The sequence below is a fragment of the Niallia sp. FSL M8-0099 genome (genome assembly GCF_038006945.1).
GTDB lineage: Bacteria > Bacillota > Bacilli > Bacillales > Cytobacillaceae > Niallia > Niallia circulans.
In genome coordinates this window covers 2,842,441-2,858,849 of record NZ_JBBOWF010000001.1, presented here as the reverse complement: position 1 = coordinate 2,858,849, position 16,409 = coordinate 2,842,441, and the positions used below count along the sequence as shown (strand labels likewise).

Sequence of the window (16,409 nt, the reverse complement as noted above, 5' to 3'; positions counted from 1 at the left end):
GTGACAGAAAGAATACATTGTATCGGCTGTGGAGTAGTTATTCAGACAGAGAACAAGAATGAATTAGGCTATGCACCTTCTTCTTCATTAGAAAAAGATGAGGTTATTTGTCAAAGATGTTTCCGTTTAAAGCATTATAACGAAGTACAAGATGTTTCTTTAACAGATGATGATTTTTTAAAGATTCTAAATGAAATAGGGAAAAGTGACAGCTTAATTGTAAAAATAGTAGATATTTTTGATTTCAATGGAAGCTGGCTACCTGGCCTTCATCGTTTTACTGGGAACAATAAAGTTATACTAATAGGAAATAAAGTAGATCTTTTACCAAAATCAGTGAAACATCAGAAGGTTATCAATTGGATGAAAAAAGAAGCGAAGGATTTAGGATTAAGACCAGAGGATGTATACCTTGTCAGTGCAGAAAAAGGAAAGAATATTAAAGAAGTACTGGATGCTATTGAATATCATCGCAACGGAAAAGATGTTTATGTAGTGGGCTGCACAAACGTAGGAAAATCTACTTTTATTAACCGAATTCTAAAAGAGGTATCTGGAGAAGAAAATGTAATTACTACATCACATTTTCCTGGTACAACGCTAGACATTATTGAAATTCCATTGTCGGATGGTAAATATCTAGTGGATACCCCTGGAATTATTAATCACCATCAAATGGCTCATTTTGTAGATAAAAAGGATTTAAAAATTATTACGCCAAAAAAAGAAATAAAATCAAGAATTTTTCAATTAAACGATCAACAAACGTTATTCTTTGGCGGCCTGGCTCGATTTGATTTTGTAAAAGGCGAGCGCAGTAGCTTTGTATGCTATTTCTCTAATGAAATAACAATCCATCGGACGAAGTTGGAAAAAGCAGACGAGCTGTATAAAAAACATGCGGGTGAATTATTGACACCTCCTAAAAGAGAGCATTTGGATGCTTTTCCTGAGTTGGTAAGGCATGATTTTTCTATAAAAGAACCAAAAACAGATATTGTGTTTTCCGGATTAGGCTGGATAACGATGAATGAACCGAATATTCAAGTTTCTGTTTATGTGCCTAAAGGGGTTCATGCCTTGTTGCGTAAATCATTAATATAATCTGTTTTGCAATAAAGCAAGGGGAAAAGGAGAGCGGCTATTTATGAAGAACTATGCAGTAATTGGTGATCCAATTCAACATTCGATGTCACCTGTTATGCATAATGACCTTTTTCATTTCTATGGTTTCGATGCTGAAATGAAAAAAATGCATATTAAAACAGAGATGCTCGAAATGGGACTAAAAAGTTTGAGGGATAGTAATATAGATGGCTTTAATGTGACCGTCCCCCATAAACAAGCAATCATTTCCTTTTTGGACGAACTAGACCCATTGAGTGAAGCAATTGGCGCTGTTAATACGGTGGTTTGTAAAAATGGAAAGTGGGTTGGGTATAATACGGATGGAGATGGGTATTTAAGAAGTCTATTAGACCAGCTTACCGACTTGAAGCAGAAAAAAACATTGATTATTGGTAGTGGTGGTGCCGCAAGAGCGATCTATTTTTCATTAGCTAATTATGGAGTACACCAAATAGATATTTGTAATCGTACGCTTTCAAATGCAGAAAGGCTGAAAGAAGCCTGTCCTTTTCCAGTCGTAACTAATATACTGGAAGTTGCTTCAGTGGAAAAAAATCTTGAGGAATATGAACTTATCATCCAAACAACTTCCATTGGAATGTCACCAAAGATAGATGCTTCGCCTATTCAAGTAAGCAATTTGAAGAAGGGTACATTCGTTAGTGATATTATCTATAATCCATTAGAAACAAAAATATTAAAAGATGCAAAAGCCAAGGGCGCTATAACGCAAAATGGGATTGATATGTTTGTATATCAAGGAGCTTTAGCATTTGAGAAATGGCAAGGAATTTTCCCAGATACAGCTAGAATGAGACAAAATGTTTTAACACAATTAGGAGGATCATCATGTTAAGAGGTAAACAAAAAAGGTTTTTACGAGCAAAGGCACACCATTTAAGCCCTATATTCCAAGTAGGAAAAGGTGGCGTTAATGACAATATGATTAAACAAATAAGTGAAGCTTTAGAGGTAAGAGAGCTATTAAAGATAAGTATTTTGCAAAACTGTGATGAAGATAAAGATACGATAGCAAGTGAGTTAGTAAACGGAACAAAAAGTGAGCTAGTTCAAATTATAGGAAATACAATTGTATTATATAAAGAATCAAAAGAAAATAAAACGATAAATTTACCATCATAAGTCGGTAGAAGAGGCGATTTTTTTGAAAAAAGTTGGAATATTGGGAGGGACGTTTGATCCTCCTCATATAGGGCATCTAATAATAGCAAATGAAGTACTGCACGCAAAAAAATTAGATGAAATATGGTTTATGCCAAATCAAGAACCTCCACATAAAATAAAAACAGGGACAGTAACAAATACTCAACGAGTAGAAATGTTACAATTATCGATAGAATCTACTTCCTCTTTTCGCATCGAAACGATGGAATTAGACAGAGAGGGAAAATCGTATACGTATGATACAATGAAGCTTTTAAATGAGGCTTACCCAAACAATGATTTTTATTTTATAATTGGAGCCGATATGGTAGAATATTTGCCAAAATGGTATAAAATTCAAGAACTTATGGAAATCGTACAATTCATAAGTGTAAACCGCCCAAAATATCAACTAGAAACGGAATACCCAGTGCAGTATGTAAAGGTTCCTGATATAAATATTTCTTCGAGCTTAATTCGTGAAAGAGTTAAGGAAGGGGAAACCATTTCCTTTTTAGTCAGAGATGAAGTAAAGAGATATATTGAGGAGAATCGTCTATATGAATCGTGAAGAAGCATTACAAATAGTAAAAGAACAAATAACGGAAAAGCGTTATATTCATACAATCGGTGTAATGGAAACAGCAATTAAGTTAGCGAATAAGTATGGTGGAGATGCTAAAAAGGCAGAAATAGCAGCGATTTTTCACGATTACGCAAAATTCCGCCCAAAGGAGGAAATGAAAAAGATTATCATACAGCAAAATATGGATCCTAATCTTTTGTTATTTCATTTTGAACTTTGGCATGCTCCAGTCGGTGCTTTTTTAGTTGAGAAAGAAGTCGGAATAAAAGATAGAGAAATATTAGATGCTATTAGATACCATACATCAGGAAGACCTGAAATGAGTATGCTAGAAAAAATAGTCTATTTAGCCGATTATATTGAACCTGGCCGAGCTTTTCCAGGAGTAGATGAAGTAAGAGAATTGGCCGAAGTGAGTTTGGAGAGAGCTTTTTTGCAAGCGGTGAAAAACACGATTATGTTTCTTATTCGGAATAATCGAGCTGTATTTCCTTTAAGCTTTGAAACATATAACAGTTATTGTATAAAAATGGAGGTTGATTGAATGGATGAACGTACTTTATTATGGACTGCTGTAAAGGCAGCTGATGACAAAAGAGCAGAGAATATTGTTGCCCTAAATATGAAAGGTATATCTCTTGTTGCTGATTATTTCGTAATCTGTCATGGTAATTCTGACAAGCAAGTACAGGCTATTGCGAATGAAATTAAAGAAAAGTCTGGTGAACTTGGAGTTACGGTTAAACGTTTTGAAGGTTATAATGAGGCAAAATGGATTTTAGTTGATTTAGGAGATATTATTGTCCATGTCTTTCACCGGGATGAAAGAACTTATTACAATTTAGAACGTCTTTGGGGAGATGCACCAGTGGAAAATGTGGAAAGTGTGATCAGTCAATGAGTTATGAGCAGTTTGCCTATCTTTATGATCGCTTAATGAATGATGTACCTTATGAAAAGTGGATACAGCTTATCAAAAAGGCAGCAGATGATTATAAAGTTAATGGAGCAAACCTTTTAGACCTAGCCTGTGGAACAGGAGAGTTATCGATTAGGCTGGCCCAGACTGGTTATAATGTAACTGGGGTTGATTTATCGGAGGATATGCTGAGTGTTGCTCAAGCGAAGACGATGGAAGCAGGAGAATCAGTATTTTATATAGAACAAGATATGTCTCAGCTAGAGGGCTTACCTGTTTTCGATCTTATTTGTATTTGCTGTGATTCCATCAATTATTTAAGAACGGAAGAAGAAGTCATAAACACTTTTAAAAGTGTTTATGCCCATTTAGATGAAAAAGGCTTATTTATATTTGATGTACATTCCTTATATAAAATGAATCAATTATTTATCAATCAAACCTATACAGTCAATGATGAGGATTTAAGCCTTATATGGCAATGCTATGAAGGAGAATATCCTAATAGCGTCCAACATGATTTAAGTTTCTTTGAATTGGATGAAGCCTCAGGTTTGTATCGTCGTTATGATGAACTCCATTTTCAACGAACTTATTCTGTTGACCAGTATTCGAAATGGCTCGAACAAACAGGGTTTACTTTATTGAAAGTTACAGCAGATTTTTCTCAAGATACACTAGATGAAAAGGCAGAGAGAATTTTCTTTTATTGTAAGAAAAAATGAGATGTTTCCTCATTGTGAAGCAAGTTAGTATTTTGCAAGTAAATGCTTGGAAACATCCTTCCTACATATTGTCTTTTTATGGCGATAACGTGAAAAAGGGAAATGGTCCTTGGGTGGATCATTTCCCTTTTTCCTATTCTGATAGCAGCCTTTTGCAATTTCTTTTGAAAAAATTGAAATGGGAGAAGGAATTCGAATGGATAGAGTCGAAAGTAAGGAGGAGCATTATATATTTTTATGTCCTGTGACAAGATTTTTAAGGGATTGTTTATCATCCTCATATTTTGCCTGTGTTGCTTGAAATAATTGATTAAAAGTATCTCCTAATTGACGTTCCAAAACATTTATTCCTTCGCCTGTAATCCCGCCCTTTACACATACCTTTTCCTGTAATGTAGGTAAAGTGTAATAGCCCTTCTTTAATAATTCTCCTAAGCCAATAAGCATTTCACTAGCTAATTTTGTTGCCGTTTCTGTATCAATTTCTGTTTCATCCACTGCGCCTTCTATAAATCTTTGGGTAAGATAGCTGAAAAAAGCTGGTCCGCAACTTACTATATCAGAGGCAGCCCTCGTAATGTCATCTTCAATTTCTAATGGTGTCGAAAATTTTTCATACAAACTTTCTAAGTGTTTTTTCCACTCTTCCGTACAATTGCTTCCAAAGGAAAACAAAGAAACGCCTGCCAATGCTCTATTTGTAATGCTTGGGATAATGCGAGCAACAGAGCACCTAAATAAAGAATCAAGCTGGTCAGGGCTTATTGGACTAGTAATCGAAATAACGCATTTTTCTTCTGTTAAAACGGGAGAAATAGTATGGGCTACCTCATACATATCATGTGGCTTTACACATAAAAAGATAAGCTCTGCTTTTTTTGCTATTTCCATGTCACTATCGCATATATTTATGGTAGGATACTCTTCCTTAATTTCTAAAGCTTTGTTTCTTGTTCGATTGAAAATAAATAAGTCTTCGGGGGAAACAGCTTTTCCGTCAATCATTGATTCTATTAGTATTTTCCCCATATTTCCTGTACCAATCATTCCAATTTTCAATCTTCCATCCCCCCTTATATTGAGCGTTTTCTCATATAACGATATGTCGCAGCATTTCAAAATATACCTGAAAGGATGATTAGTTATCATGGACTGGCTTCGTAAAAATAAGAAAATGATTTTCTTTTGTATAGGTGGTATCGTACTTTTATTGCTATATCGTTTTTACCCTATTTTTATCTCGAGTAATGAAGAAGAACAAATTCCCCAAGAAAACTTGTTTGCTGAAAGAAACATAGAGGAGAAGCCAGAAGAAGCATCGGAGGAAGACCCTCCTGTTACGGTAATGCTGGTAGATGTAAAAGGTGCGGTTAAGAATCCAGGTGTGTATGAAGCGAATGACGGAGAACGAGTGAATGATATGATTGAAAAGGCAGGCGGAATTTTGAAAGATGGTGAAAAAAACGCAGTGAATTTTGCAATGAAAGTGACAGATGAAATGATTATCTATGTTCCTTATATAGGAGAAGAAGGGGAAGCAGCTAATGGGAATGCAGTTGGTAACGAGACTGCCGTCCCTTCGAATGAAGGAACAATAAATATTAATAAAGCAAGTGAAACAGAATTGCTTGAGTTACCAGGAGTGGGTCCATCTAAAGCAGCTGCCATTGTGGAGTATCGTGAACAGAATGGAGGGTTTTCTACAAAAGAGGATTTAAAAAACATAAGTGGAATTGGAGAGAAAACATATGAAAAATTAGAATCCTTGATTTCGATAAAATAAATCTCTTGTAAATTAGGGATACACATTTAAAGCAATATATTGAGCAGTCTTTTCGTAATTGACTGGTGACATAGTTCTCGATAAACTTAATGAGGAATGAAAAGTATTAGTGTTTTTCTCAATTCGGTTTATTTATGGGAGTGAAAGTGAAAGTGGAAAGAATTTCATGGAATGAGTATTTTATGGCACAAAGCGAATTACTGGCTTTAAGAAGTACATGTACAAGATTGGCAGTAGGGGCAACGATAGTTCGAGATAAACGGATAATTGCCGGGGGGTACAATGGCAGTATAGCTGGTGGTGTTCATTGTATAGATGAAGGCTGCTATGTAATTGACAACCATTGTGTGAGAACAATCCATGCGGAAATGAATGCTATCTTACAATGTGCTAAATTTGGCGTTCCAACTGCTGGGGCGGATATATATGTTACTCATTTTCCTTGTCTTCAATGCTGTAAGGCAATTGTACAAGCAGGTATTAAAACAGTTTATTACGAATTGGATTATAAAAATCATCCATATGCGCTAGAGTTGTTTGAACAGGCTAATATTGAAACAGTACAGGTGGAAAGAAAAGAGCTTGAGAACAAAGAGGAGAAAAAGGCATTGGTAGAAGCGCTTGTAAAACAATTAAAAGAAAATAATGCAGATTCTGTAGAGATAGAGGCTTTGGAAAAAAGAGCGGCAGAATTATTCTCCATCATACCAACCACAAAGACGTCTATTTAATAAAACCTCTCTACTGCCGGTCTACAGCTGTCTCGTGAGGAGCGATTTATGATTCAAACAAAGTTATTGTACTTCGCAGTATCAGCTTTATTCGGCTTATTATGTGCCTATACACAACAGTTAATGGTCTATATCCTCTATTTTCTATTTATAGGATGGCTACTTCTAATGAAGAAAGGAAGTTGGAAATTAGCTGCTTTTCTGCTGTGTATATTTTTTTTGTTCGTTGTTCGAGGAAGTTATGATTATCATGGGAATAGCTCGAAAATAAAGGAGGATACTTCCTCTTTTTTCGTTACTTTTATAGAACCAGCTGAGATAGATGGAGATAGGTGGCGGGTAGTAGGTAGGGAAAAACGAACAGAGGAAAAACTGCTGCTTTCCTATAAAATAGAAACGAAAGCAGAAAAAGCTTTTTTAAAAACGAAGAGGGTGATAGGAAAGACGTGCGCTATTAGGGGATCTTTATCACTTCCCTCTTCTCAGCGAAATGAAAATGGCTTTAATTATCAGCAATACCTGGAAAATACTTCGATTTATTGGCTAGTATCAGTGGAAAATTTGGATTTAAGCAGCTGTGTGACAGAAAGAAATATTATTCTATCATTAAAGCAGCTAAGAGAAAAAGGGACCATTTGGATTGAAAATCATTTTTCAGAAACAACTATTCCAATTGCAGAAGCTTTAATTTTTGGTGATCGTAGTATGATGGAGGAAGATTTGCAAAATGCGTTTCAACGTATAGGCATTATTCATCTATTAGCTATTTCTGGTTCCCATGTCGTCGTTTTAATAGGTATCGTTTATTTTTTACTAATACGAGTTGGTTTAACGAGAGAAAGGGCTAGTACTATTCTTCTGCTGCTTTTACCAATATATGCAGTTTTAACCGGGCTCAGCCCATCCGTAATTAGAGCTGTATTTACTGCTTTTATCCTCTTAGCCATTAATAAATTTTATACTTCCTCTCCTTTGCCGATGATCGATATAATTAGTATAGTATTTACCGTATATTTATTGATTCAACCAAGAATGTTATTTAACGTTGGATTTTTATTATCTTTTATCGTCTGTTTTTTTCTCATTGTATCATCCTCGCTTATTAAAGAATATCATTCCTCAACCATTAAAATGTATTTCTTCCTGACATTTATTTCTGAATATGCTGTTATCCCTGTTATTCTATACTACTTTTTTGAAATTCCGACCTTATCCTTACTGGCAAATCTTATTTTTATCCCTTTTTATACGGTTATTATTTTGCCGTACTTACTTGTTCTCTATGTCCTATCCTTTATATTTCCACCATTTATTTCTTTTTTTTCTTTCCCATTAGATTTTATCATCCTGTTATCTGATAAGCTGGTGTTGAAATTATCGAGTTTTCCATTTAGTACCATTATATTGGGAAGGCCATCCTTATTTTTTTTATGCGCTTATAGTCTCAGCCTGCCCATATTCTTTTATTTATACGAGAATTTGGCGAAGACCTTAAGAAGGTGGTTATATTGTCTTCCACTTTTGCTTATGAGTGTTCAATTTATAAACAATGTCTATCCGTCAAAAGGAGAAATCACTTTTATTGATGTTGGGCAAGGGGACAGCATTCTTATTCAGCTGCCATTTAATAAAGGAACTTATTTAATAGACACCGGTGGTACTGTCAATTTCCCGAAAGAAGATTGGCAAAAAAGGAAAGACCCATATGAAGTGGGAGCCAAGACAGTTGTCCCCTTTTTAAAAAGTAAAGGGATTCGTACAATTGATAAATTAATTTTAACCCATGGTGATTTAGACCATATAGGCGGAAGTACTGCTATTATCGAACAATTACATGTAAAAGAAATAATGTATCCCAATGTGAAAGGAGATTGGTCTATAGAAGAAGAACACTTATTAAAATTAGTGGAAAAGAAACAAATCCCCATTCGTTTTAAACAAGCAGGACAGAAGTGGAGTACAGGGAAGGAGTCTTTTATGGTTTTGGCACCAATAGAGAAGGAGAATTTAACAAAAAATAATAGCTCGATTGTCCTTTTTGCTAAGATCGCTGGCATTACATGGCTATTTACCGGAGATTTAGAAAAAGAAGGAGAACTAGCACTTATGAACAAATATCCGGATTTAAGAGAAATAGATGTTTTAAAGGTGGGACATCATGGTAGTAAAACTTCTTCAACAAGTGAATTTATGGAGCGGCTTAAACCGAAAATTGCTGTTATATCAGTTGGGATAAATAATAGGTATCATCATCCCAGTCTGGATGTGCTCACTATTTTAGAGGATTATCAGGTAAAAGTATTCAGAACAGATGAAAATGGGGGGATTTCTTTTTATTTTTCGGAAAAAGATGGCACATTTGAATTGCGAATTCCATAGAATATAGCAATAGTGAATGGCTATAATAATGGAAAAATGTCATCTAAATACCTATCCGATTGGAATAAAAAATACTTACCTATATAGACATGAATCGTACTGATTTTCCTTTGTTGTCAAGAGTTGACACAAATAGAATCTAGCCATTGGAGTACACTATTAATATAATTGCACCGTTACACATTAAGTATCCTAGGCCTTAATGTGTAACGTTCATTATAGATTGAAGGAAGGTCCTTAAGATAATCATTTCATTGTGCTAGTAAATCTTCCTAGAGCTTATACCAAAGCTTTAGGAAAGAATTTCGTTAACAAGAGAGATGATGTCGAAAGGATCTTCTTTCTGTATGTAAATTTTCGAAAAGAAGGACAACTGTTAGGAATTTCGTATATAATAATTGATTAGGGATTGTTTTGTATGGAAAATAAGGAGCAATGGTTTTTTTAGGGAATGGGGAGAAGAAATGATCGAAGAATTATGGAAAAAAATAAAGAATAGAGATTTTTCTTTTGTCTATCTATTATATGGGCTTGAGTCTTTTCTAATAAATGAAACAAAATATTTATTATTGCAATCATTATTAAACGAAGAAGATGAGGATTTTAATTTATCTACATATGATTTGGAGGAAACACCAATAGAAGTCGCGATAGAGGATGCGGAAACAATCCCCTTTTTTGGCGAAAGAAAGGTTGTTGTATTAAATAATCCTTTTTTCTTAACTGCTGAAAAATCTAAGTCCAAAGTGGAACATAATGTAAAAAAACTAGAGGAATATTTAAAAGAACCATCTCCGTTTACAATTATGATTTTTGTAGGAAGTTACGAAAAATTAGATGAGAGAAAGAAGATAACCAAACAACTAAAAACAGCTGCATCTATTTTAGAAGCGAAAAAATTAAATGAACAAGAACTAAAGAAATGGTTAAAACAACGTGCCGCATATAATCATGTAGAGATAAATGAAGATGGACTTGACACTATTTTAAGTCTCGCTGGAACTAATTTGTCTCTTTTGACAACTGAAATTGATAAGATGGCTTTATACGTCCAAGATTCAAAGTTAATTACGAAAGAGATTGTGGAAGAATTAGTTGCCAAATCGCTTGAGCAAAATATTTTTTCCCTTGTCGATAAAGTGATCTCTAAAAAAATAGATGAAGCCTTGCGGATATATTATGATTTATTAAAACAAAATGAAGAACCATTAAAGATTCTTTCTATCATTACGAATCAATTTCGTTTAATTTATCAAGTAAAAGGACTTGCGCAAAAAGGATATGGACAACAGCAAATTGCTAGTGTTTTAAAAGTTCATCCATTCCGAGTTAAATTGGCAGCAGGACAAGCTAATCGATTTACAGAAGAGGAATTAACAAAGTGTATCCGTCTATTTGCAGAAGGTGACTATCAATTAAAAACGGGAGCAATGCCTAAAAACATGGTCATAGAAATGATTCTCTTTCAAATAGGACGTGGAGTATAAAGGCGATCTAATCTAAATGAGGTCGGACTGCCTCTGCGTTCCTATAGGTGTCTTGAATGTGGTGACGATAAACTTTTTAACCTGAACAATTGTATGGAATTGTTCAGGTTTTTCTCTGTATAATTCTGCCCAAGCTTTATAAATAAAAAAAGACTATCAGGAAGATAGTCTTTTTTACTCATTATGCGTTTAAAGCATTTTTTCTTTTAGCTAAACGAGATTTTTTACGAGCAGCAGCATTTTTATGAATAAGACCTTTAGCAGCAGCTTTGTCTAACTTACTAGCAGCTTCTACAAAACTTTCATTTGCAGCAGTTGTATCATTAAGAGCAATAGCAGCTTCAGTCTTTTTAACAGCAGTACGCATTGCAGATTTAACTGTAGTGTTTTGAGCGTTACGAGCTTCACTAGTTTTCACACGTTTAATAGCAGATTTAATATTTGGCATTTACGTTCACCTCCTAAAACGAAGCATCAAGTTCATTATTTAAACTCGATATATACATTCCTAAAAAACTTAAAGAACAAGTGATATTTTATCAAACGAGGACTAATAATGCAATACCTCCAGTCAAATTGCACAATATGAATTTTTTTTGAGAGAAAGGCAATGCTAGTAATAATAAAATGATTCTTTGGATTGGAAGGGGATAACAATGGAGGAAAAACTTGATTTAAGCATGTATTCAGTACGAACAGATTTGGCAATTGAAGCAAAAGATTTAGCTTTACATAATCAAGGACTTGTTCAAAATGAACAAGATCAGTCACATCTAGATGGGGTAATCATCAAGGAGAAAGAAGAGAATGGTATTAAGATGTCCTATGTGGAGGTCACCGAAAAGGGAGAAGAACTAATCGGGAAAAAACAAGGAAAATATTTAACGATAGAAGTGTTAGGTATTAGACAGCAAGATACGAAATTGCAAGAAAAAGTAGAGCAAGTATTTGCAAAAGAGTTTTCTCAATTTTTAAAGCAGAGCGATATAAAAGAGGATGCATCTTGTTTATTAGTTGGTCTAGGGAACTGGAATGTTACACCTGACGCATTGGGGCCACAGGTTTGTGAGAATATACTTGTAACAAGACATTTATATGAATTACAGCCAGAAAGTGTAGAAGAGGGCTATCGACCGGTATCAAGCTTAGCCCCAGGTGTAATGGGATTAACAGGAATTGAAACAAGTGACATTATAAAAGGGGTTGTCGAGAAAACAAATCCTGATTTTGTAATTGTTATTGATGCTCTTGCATCCCGTTCCATTGATCGTGTGAATTCGACGATTCAAGTTTCCGATACAGGTATCCATCCTGGTTCTGGTGTAGGAAATAAACGGAAGGAACTAAGTAAAGAAACGTTAGGAAGACCAGTGATTGCTATCGGTGTTCCAACTGTCGTAGATGCAGTGTCTATTACAAGTGACACAATTGATTATATATTAAAGCATTTTGGTAAGGAGTTAAAAGAAGGAAATAAACCATCGAGAGCATTGGCTCCAGCTGGGTTGACCTTTGGTGAAAAAAGAAAATTAACGGATGAAGATTTACCAGAAGAGCAGCATCGTAAGACATTTCTAGGTATTGTTGGAACATTGCCTGAGGAAGAAAAGAGAAAGTTAATCTATGAAGTGTTATCACCAATTGGTCATAACTTAATGGTCACACCTAAAGAGGTCGATGTTTTTATAGAAGATATGGCGAATTTGCTTGCAAATGGTTTAAATGCCGCACTTCATTCAGCGATAAATCAAGAGAATGTAGGGTATAATACCCACTAAATTTACTAAAAGGGTTCTACCATTCCTAGTTACTTCATATATTTTCAATAGAGTTACTAGGGATGGTAGATTTGGAAAATACAAACTTGGTACTGATACTAAAGGAGATTGATCAAGTTGAAACTATATACATTAAGTGCTGTCGGAATTGTTTTGTTGATGTTTATTTGTGTATTATTTGGTATGCAGCAAGCAAATAGTGGGATTCACAAAATGAAAGGATATGAAGATGAGGGATTCCAAAGTGCTGTAGCTATAAATAAAGAGGATGGAAATTTAGAAGCGTCTGTCCTTGGACAAAATATCACTAGTCACGATCTGGATGAAAAGAAACAGCAATTAGAGGAAATGAAAGCATTTAATTTATTGTCTAGCATCGGAAAAGGAGTAGCAGATACGATATCTTCTGTAGCAGAAAAAGGAGTCAATCTTGTTGCAGATATAATGGAAGAAAAAGAAAAATAAAAGACTGTTTAGTAAATCATTTTACTTTTCGTTGAATCTTATTCTTCACACTGCTATAATCAAAAATAGTGTACATGCGCGATTATTGTAGGAGTGAACTAAATGAACAGAGAAGAGATGTTAAATAGACAATCAAAAATTAGAAATTTTTCTATTATTGCACATATAGATCATGGGAAATCAACTCTCGCTGATAGAATATTAGAAAAAACAAATGCACTTACAGCACGTGAGATGAAAGATCAGCTTTTAGATTCAATGGATTTAGAAAGAGAACGCGGAATTACGATTAAACTAAATTCCGTCCAATTAAAATATCAAGCAAAAGATGGCGAAATTTATACACTACATCTCATTGACACACCGGGACATGTGGATTTTACATATGAAGTATCTCGAAGCTTGGCTGCTTGTGAAGGAGCTGTATTAGTAGTGGATGCCGCTCAAGGAATTGAAGCACAAACATTAGCTAATGTTTATTTAGCGATTGATAATGATTTGGAAATTGTTCCGGTTATTAATAAAATTGACCTGCCAAGTGCTGATCCTGAAAGGGTTAGAAATGAAATTGAAGATGTTATAGGATTAGATGCTTCTGAAGCTGTGCTGGCTTCTGCGAAGGCTGGTATTGGGATAGAAGATATACTAGAACAAGTCGTAGAAAAGGTTCCTGCACCACAAGGGGATCCAGAAGCACCATTAAAGGCACTTATTTTTGATAGTTTATATGATGCTTATCGTGGTGTTGTCACTTATATACGTGTAGTGGATGGAACAGTTAAACCTGGTGATAAAATCAAAATGATGGCAACAGGAAAAGAATTTGAGGTTATTGAAGTAGGTGTATTTACACCAAAAGCAGTTAATACTGATCATTTATCTGTTGGAGACGTAGGTTTTTTAACTGCAGCAATTAAAAATGTTGGCGATACGCGAGTAGGTGATACCATCACTAATGCGAAGAACGGTGCAACAGAAGCGCTGCCTGGCTATCGTAAGCTAAATCCAATGGTTTATTGTGGTTTATATCCAATAGATAGTGCGAAATTTAATGATTTGCGTGAAGCATTGGAAAAATTAGAGCTTAATGATTCTGCATTACAATTTGAACCAGAGACATCTCAAGCATTAGGATTTGGTTTTCGTTGTGGTTTCCTTGGTTTGCTTCATATGGAAATTATTCAAGAGCGTATCGAGCGCGAATTTAAAATTGACCTAATTACTACTGCTCCAAGTGTTATTTATGATGTTATTTTAACAGATGGAACAGAAATAAAAGTAGATAATCCATCAGCAATGCCAGATCCTCAAAAAATCGACAGAATTGAAGAACCATATGTAAAAGCAACGATGATGGCACCAAACGAATATGTTGGAGCAATTATGGAATTATGCCAGCAGAAGAGAGGTGTCTTCATCGATATGCAATATATGGATGAGACTCGCGTTAAAATTACGTATGAAATTCCTTTGTCGGAAATTGTTTATGATTTCTTTGACCAATTAAAATCAAATACAAGGGGATATGCGTCATTTGATTATGAACTTATTGGCTATAAAACATCGACGTTGGTGAAAATGGATATTCTGTTAAATTCAGAACAAGTAGATGCACTTAGCTTCATCGTTCATAAGGATTTTGCTTATGAAAGAGGAAAAGTTATTGTAGAGAAATTAAAAGAGCTTATTCCGCGTCAGCAATTTGAAGTGCCGATCCAAGCTGCGATAGGGCAAAAGATTGTTGCTCGTTCTACCATTAAGGCGATGCGCAAGAATGTATTGGCTAAATGTTATGGTGGGGATATTTCTCGTAAACGTAAATTGCTAGAGAAGCAAAAAGAAGGGAAAAAACGAATGAAACAAGTTGGTTCGGTTGAAGTACCGCAAGAAGCGTTTATGGCTGTATTACGTATGGATGACAATAATACGAAAAAGTAAAATGACAATAAAAGCATTGCATGGACATTATGCAAGAAACTTGCTAATCGCAACATGGACTGCTATAAGTAAAGGGGTAGGTGCCAGGTAGGTATCGACCTCTTTTCTTATTTTACTTGAAACAAGTAGGAAAAAACTTGTTAGTTTAAGATAGTTTAATTAATTTAAAGGTTGTGAAAAATTGATAAAAGCAGCATATATCCATATTCCATTTTGTGAACATATTTGTCACTATTGTGATTTTAATAAAGTATTTTTAAAAGGACAGCCAGTTGATGAATACTTAGACTCTCTAGAGAAAGAAATGAAGCTAACCATTGAAAAATATGGACAACAAGAACTGTCAACGATTTTTGTCGGAGGAGGTACACCAACAAGTTTATCTGCATCCCAATTAGAAAGACTTTGTGGAATGGTGAATAAAGAACTTAAGCTTCACCCACAGCAAGAATATACGTTTGAAGCCAATCCTGGTGATTTAACAGAAGATAAATTAAAAGCTTTGTATGAAGGAGGCGTGAACCGCCTTAGCTTTGGAGTACAATCTTTTAATAATGAGCTGCTAAAGAGAATTGGCAGAACGCATAAAGCGGAAGATGTGTTTTCATCCATTGAAGCAGCTAAAAAAATTGGTTTTAATAATATCAGTGTTGACTTAATTTATAGTTTACCAGGTCAAACGTTAGAAGATTTTCAAGAAACATTAAAAACAGCATTTACATTAGATATTCAGCATTATTCAGGGTATTCTCTAATTATAGAGCCTAAAACGGTCTTTTATAACTTAATGAGAAAAGGGAAACTACCTACACCCGGAGAAGATGTGGAAGCAGGTATGTACAGCGTCTTAATGGAAGAAATGGCAAGACATGGTTTTCAGCAATATGAAATTAGTAATTTTGCGAAGCCTGGATTCGAAAGTCGGCATAATCTCACATACTGGAATAATGAAGAGTACTTTGGGTTTGGCGCTGGATCCCATGGTTATGTATATGGGAATCGCTATTCTAATTATGGACCTTTAAAGAAATACATGCAGCCTTTAGAACAAGGTGAGTTTCCGATCATGCATGAACATAAGGTAACCGCTATAGAACAAATGGAAGAGGAATTATTCCTTGGCTTAAGGGAAAATAAAGGAGTAAGTTTATCTTCATTTGAACAAAAATATAATAAAAATGTATTAGAGCTATTTGACAAGGAAATAAACGAACTAATAAGCAGAGAGCTTATTGAAATGGAAAGTGATTATTTAAAATTAACACATAAAGGCAGATTTTTAGGGAATGAAGTGTTTCAATCCTTTATTGGAGTTCTTGAATAATC

17 protein-coding genes are annotated in these 16,409 nt (G+C 34.8%); 15 read left to right on the top strand and 2 right to left on the bottom strand.

All coding sequences use genetic code 11. The features are described from left to right. Genes yqeH through NSQ92_RS14190 form a run of 7 tightly spaced genes read left to right on the top strand, consistent with a single transcriptional unit; the run spans position 1 to position 4,522 of the window. Entirely contained in the window at positions 1–1,104 is a 1,104-nt protein-coding gene (gene yqeH, locus NSQ92_RS14220) for a ribosome biogenesis GTPase YqeH (protein ID WP_047941326.1), read from the top strand. A 43-nt stretch (positions 1,105–1,147) separates the two neighbouring features. Beyond that, positions 1,148–1,984: a shikimate dehydrogenase gene (aroE, locus tag NSQ92_RS14215; protein ID WP_341152886.1), complete on the top strand. Its 837-nt coding sequence runs from the start codon at positions 1,148–1,150 to the stop codon at positions 1,982–1,984. Beyond that, positions 1,978–2,271, top strand: a complete 294-nt coding sequence (gene yhbY, locus NSQ92_RS14210) for a ribosome assembly RNA-binding protein YhbY (RefSeq protein ID WP_341152885.1) — start codon at positions 1,978–1,980, stop codon at positions 2,269–2,271. The genes aroE and yhbY overlap by 7 nt, the downstream gene beginning before the upstream one ends. Before the next feature lie 22 nt (positions 2,272–2,293). Beyond that, positions 2,294–2,863 carry a nicotinate-nucleotide adenylyltransferase gene (locus NSQ92_RS14205; RefSeq protein ID WP_047941324.1) on the top strand — a complete coding sequence of 190 codons (570 nt, stop codon included), beginning with the start codon at positions 2,294–2,296 and terminating at the stop codon, positions 2,861–2,863. Continuing rightward, positions 2,853–3,422 carry a bis(5'-nucleosyl)-tetraphosphatase (symmetrical) YqeK gene (yqeK, locus tag NSQ92_RS14200; protein WP_047941323.1) on the top strand — a complete coding sequence of 190 codons (570 nt, stop codon included), beginning with the start codon at positions 2,853–2,855 and terminating at the stop codon, positions 3,420–3,422. The genes NSQ92_RS14205 and yqeK overlap by 11 nt, the downstream gene beginning before the upstream one ends. Further along, entirely contained in the window at positions 3,423–3,779 is a 357-nt protein-coding gene (gene rsfS, locus NSQ92_RS14195; protein WP_047941322.1) for a ribosome silencing factor, read from the top strand. After that, positions 3,776–4,522 (top strand): class I SAM-dependent DNA methyltransferase, encoded by a 747-nt coding sequence (locus NSQ92_RS14190; RefSeq protein ID WP_341152884.1) that lies wholly within the window; start codon positions 3,776–3,778, stop codon positions 4,520–4,522. Before rsfS ends, NSQ92_RS14190 begins: the two co-directional genes overlap by 4 nt. A 225-nt stretch (positions 4,523–4,747) precedes the next feature. Here NSQ92_RS14190 and comER read toward each other — a convergent pair whose 3' ends face one another. Continuing rightward, positions 4,748–5,581, bottom strand: coding sequence for a late competence protein ComER (comER, locus tag NSQ92_RS14185; protein ID WP_047941319.1), 834 nt, complete (start codon positions 5,579–5,581; stop codon positions 4,748–4,750). Between the two features lie 88 nt (positions 5,582–5,669). Between comER and NSQ92_RS14180 the strand changes: the two genes are divergently transcribed. From NSQ92_RS14180 to holA, 4 genes are all read left to right on the top strand, one after another. Further along, the gene (locus NSQ92_RS14180; RefSeq protein ID WP_341152883.1) at positions 5,670–6,305 is read left to right on the top strand and encodes a helix-hairpin-helix domain-containing protein; all 636 of its coding nucleotides are present in this window, start codon (positions 5,670–5,672) and stop codon (positions 6,303–6,305) included. A gap of 152 nt (positions 6,306–6,457) precedes the next feature. Beyond that, complete coding sequence (locus NSQ92_RS14175; protein WP_047941317.1) at positions 6,458–7,036, top strand: ComE operon protein 2; 579 nt, start codon at positions 6,458–6,460, stop codon at positions 7,034–7,036. Positions 7,037–7,084: 48 nt separating this feature from the next. Then, positions 7,085–9,415 (top strand): DNA internalization-related competence protein ComEC/Rec2, encoded by a 2,331-nt coding sequence (locus NSQ92_RS14170; RefSeq protein ID WP_341152882.1) that lies wholly within the window; start codon positions 7,085–7,087, stop codon positions 9,413–9,415. 464 nt (positions 9,416–9,879) lie between these two features. Continuing rightward, positions 9,880–10,902 carry a DNA polymerase III subunit delta gene (gene holA / locus NSQ92_RS14165; RefSeq protein ID WP_341152881.1) on the top strand — a complete coding sequence of 341 codons (1,023 nt, stop codon included), beginning with the start codon at positions 9,880–9,882 and terminating at the stop codon, positions 10,900–10,902. A 181-nt stretch (positions 10,903–11,083) separates the two neighbouring features. On the opposite strand, the gene rpsT is transcribed toward holA, so the two are convergent. Next, positions 11,084–11,350 (bottom strand): 30S ribosomal protein S20, encoded by a 267-nt coding sequence (gene rpsT, locus NSQ92_RS14160; protein ID WP_016202952.1) that lies wholly within the window; start codon positions 11,348–11,350, stop codon positions 11,084–11,086. 208 nt (positions 11,351–11,558) lie between these two features. Here rpsT and gpr point away from each other — a divergent pair, with 208 nt between their 5' ends. The 4 genes from gpr to hemW all read left to right on the top strand — a co-directional run bounded on the left by gpr (position 11,559) and on the right by hemW (position 16,407). Continuing rightward, on the top strand, positions 11,559–12,680 hold the full coding sequence (gpr, locus tag NSQ92_RS14155; protein WP_047941315.1) for a GPR endopeptidase: 1,122 nt from the start codon (positions 11,559–11,561) through the stop codon (positions 12,678–12,680). Positions 12,681–12,797: 117 nt separating this feature from the next. Then, positions 12,798–13,145: a DUF3679 domain-containing protein gene (locus NSQ92_RS14150; protein WP_047941314.1), complete on the top strand. Its 348-nt coding sequence runs from the start codon at positions 12,798–12,800 to the stop codon at positions 13,143–13,145. A gap of 102 nt (positions 13,146–13,247) precedes the next feature. Next, positions 13,248–15,083: a translation elongation factor 4 gene (gene lepA / locus NSQ92_RS14145; protein WP_047941313.1), complete on the top strand. Its 1,836-nt coding sequence runs from the start codon at positions 13,248–13,250 to the stop codon at positions 15,081–15,083. Between the two features lie 181 nt (positions 15,084–15,264). Continuing rightward, on the top strand, positions 15,265–16,407 hold the full coding sequence (gene hemW / locus NSQ92_RS14140; RefSeq protein WP_341152880.1) for a radical SAM family heme chaperone HemW: 1,143 nt from the start codon (positions 15,265–15,267) through the stop codon (positions 16,405–16,407). Positions 16,408–16,409 lie beyond the last annotated feature (2 nt).